This is a genomic window from Chryseobacterium indologenes, from assembly GCF_001295265.1.
In the GTDB taxonomy this organism is placed as follows: Bacteria; Bacteroidota; Bacteroidia; order Flavobacteriales; family Weeksellaceae; genus Chryseobacterium; species Chryseobacterium indologenes_A.
This window is the reverse complement of the sequence record NZ_LJOD01000040.1, coordinates 1-2,706: the sequence shown is the minus strand read 5'-3', so window position 1 is coordinate 2,706 and position 2,706 is coordinate 1. Positions and strand designations below refer to the sequence as shown.

The following is a 2,706-nucleotide window of genomic DNA, read 5'->3' as shown; positions in this document are numbered from 1 at the left end:
ATTTTATCAACATCTCTTTTGGGGCATATTTTTTCTTCGTTCCATCCAGGTTTTTCCGGATAAAAAGAAAATTTACAGGATCCTTCATTATTAAAAATAATGACAAAATTATACTTCATTTTTTTACCTTTTATTGATAAATCACTTATATCACAACGTAACATCATATCTTCCATTGTATAATTATTTACATAATGAAAACCCCACGAGCGATTTAGAATTCCATTTTTTTGTAATTTGTATAAAAAGTAATGATATACCTCAAATCTAATATCATTAGTTGCTCTAACAATATATTGAAAATATTCAAGCGCAAAACTAATTGATTGAAAAGTTTTATAGGTATTCTCTTTTGTTAAATATTGTATTCCTTTTGGGTATAAATATAAACTTTCATCAAAAAAAACAATTATTTCTTTTTCATTAGCTTCAATATGTACATTCCTATTTACTGCTATTATTTTTCCGTTTTGAGCATACAGAGATTCAAAGAAAGGATTAACACCTGTACTACAATATAAATTAAATAGTATTACCTTTATATTTTCTATATCCATTATTTTAATTTATTAATTATTACTATATGATCTTTAAATATTTGGAAACCTCCATCTGGGAAAACTTTAGTATAATTACCTCCCGTTGTACTACCAGCTTGATATATTGTTTTAATTCCATCTTTAACAATTATATTGGTTTCTCCAACTAATTTTAAAATTCGATCATCTGTTCTCGTTTTATCTAGTATTTTAAAAACATTTTCTAAATGAGTGATAGTTGCCTCTTGAGATGTAAGAGATTTAGTTTCAATATTTGCAGCATACTCCATAAACATTCCTAACCTTTCGGTCCAACAGGTATTATGCACCAAAATCCCTTTCTCAGAAACATAATAATTATGGTTGTCTTCTACTTCAAAGTTATAGACTTTTACTTTCTCATCCAAAAACTTTACAGCTTCTACAGGAGAAGTTTTTCCGTCTAAAGTAGTTAAAAGCATTCCTTTGGTAAGGTCTTTGACTTCTATCCAGTTTCCGTTGACGTAGAATGGGTGTTCCGGGGTGCAGGTAATTTCTGTGTCATTGACGGAGATTTTCACTAAAGAAGAAGTATTGTGGGAATCATATAATTGTTTTTTGACGTGTTAATAAAAGTGATTTCATTTTACAATCCAGCATACATTTATTATTGCTTGGAGTTACAGTCATTTTTATTTGTGAATAGATGCAAATTGTTGAAAGTAACAAAAAAATCATTATAGCTTGTTTCATTTTATTTATTTCATTAGTTTTTCTTAAAATTTTCTGTATAATAATTTAAGATGTGAACCATACTTGTAATGTATTAAAGATGTTATTTGTAATTAGAAATAGACTGCTTCAAAAATGAAACAGTCTATTATTTTCCGATATGAATGGGAGCACTCATTTCAGTATAAAGTTACTTATTATGTCCAAATAATAAGAATTTAAAGACTCTTTTATAAGATTCCGGGCTTTCTTTTGCAAGAGATCCCAGTTGTTCATTTAGCAGCTCAAAGTCGGGAGGCTGCGCGCAGCAGATCGTTACATCAAACTCTATTTATTAGTCAAGGAGGCTCTTCATTAGATTTATGGAAAAAATAAAATTAAAAATAATTAACGCAATAATACTCCAGACTATTATTCCACTTATTAAATTCTTTCGTTTTGGCCATTTTTCAAATTCTTCAAAATAAAGTTTCCATTTATGGGAAGAACTAAAAAAATAGAGGTTAGTGCTTAAAATTATAATATAAGGAATAAACCCAGACGGTTCTGTAATTGATAGACTAATTTTTCTATTAAGAAAAATGCTTAAATAACTATAAATAGAAACACATGTCCATATTTCAAGTGCAATTATACTTATTCCAGCTTTCCAATCACTATACCATACAAATGGTCCACTCTCATACCATTTATATAATTTATAAAATAAATAATAATATGCTTCTTTTATTTTCATTTTTTTATATAATTAAAAACCTCTATAAATATTAAAACCGGAAACAATCTTCTGATTGGCTTCTATCATTAGGGATACATCTATAATAGCACCAGGGTGATTTTTATCGCCTGTCCAGCTCCCAGGATAAAACGCATCTATTCCAAAATATACTATTCCTAATGCAGGGCTTATTTTTAATAAATATAACCCAACTGCTGTATTAACTCCGAATTTTTCTCCTGAAATTTCACCATTATACCATGCATAGTGCTCCTGCAACGGGTGCAGCTTTAATAAAAGTCCTTCCGTTACCATAATAGTTCTGTCCTAAAAATCTTACCGGAGCATTGCTTCTTGCAGTGCTAATATAAAACCTTCGTACAAAAGTATCAACCCCGGTTCGGTAACTCCAAAAAACCAATTTATTTTTCCTGCTGGACCATACCAATCCGAAGTATTATCAGGTATATACGGATTGAAGTTATGATATGACTGCCTGATCTCTGGTACATTATTATAAATCCTAACTAGGTTATAATTTCCAAAATCTCCACCAAAATTTAATTTTCCACTTTGAAAAAATCCTGTAAAATCCTTATCTCCTCCTGACCAATATGTATAATATCCACTACCTCCTCTATCAATCCAACTATAAAGTCGGGAAGCTTCACCAAATGGCAAGCTTTCATAATTAGCCCAAACTGACATCCCGTTAGAAGAAAACTGACTATATGTTGT

At 29.8% G+C, this 2,706-nt stretch carries 4 protein-coding genes and 1 pseudogene; all 5 read right to left on the bottom strand.

Going from position 1 to position 2,706, the window contains the following annotated elements; translation table 11 throughout:
* On the bottom strand, positions 1-557 hold a 557-nt coding region (locus tag AOB46_RS22515), incomplete at its 3' end, for a hypothetical protein (protein WP_131724456.1).
* Positions 557-1,102: pseudogene (locus tag AOB46_RS22510) on the bottom strand (polymorphic toxin-type HINT domain-containing protein); the annotation flags it as partial. The gene AOB46_RS22515 and the pseudogene AOB46_RS22510, both read right to left, overlap by 1 nt.
* Positions 1,103-1,584: 482 nt before the next feature.
* Positions 1,585-1,986, bottom strand: coding sequence for a hypothetical protein (locus tag AOB46_RS22505; RefSeq protein WP_062703629.1), 402 nt, complete (start codon positions 1,984-1,986; stop codon positions 1,585-1,587).
* 12 nt (positions 1,987-1,998) lie between these two features.
* Positions 1,999-2,283, bottom strand: coding sequence for a hypothetical protein (locus AOB46_RS22500; protein WP_062703627.1), 285 nt, complete (start codon positions 2,281-2,283; stop codon positions 1,999-2,001).
* 21 nt (positions 2,284-2,304) lie between these two features.
* A partial coding sequence (locus tag AOB46_RS23530; protein WP_157845099.1) for a hypothetical protein occupies positions 2,305-2,706 on the bottom strand: 402 nt, incomplete at its 5' end.

Excerpts from the sequence above, each read along its gene's own strand:
- AOB46_RS22500 (WP_062703627.1), bottom strand. The coding sequence starts at position 2,283 with ATGGTAACGGAAGGACTTTTATTAAAGCTGCACCCGTTGCAGGAGCAC.
- AOB46_RS22505 (WP_062703629.1), bottom strand. The coding sequence starts at position 1,986 with ATGAAAATAAAAGAAGCATATTATTATTTATTTTATAAATTATATAAA.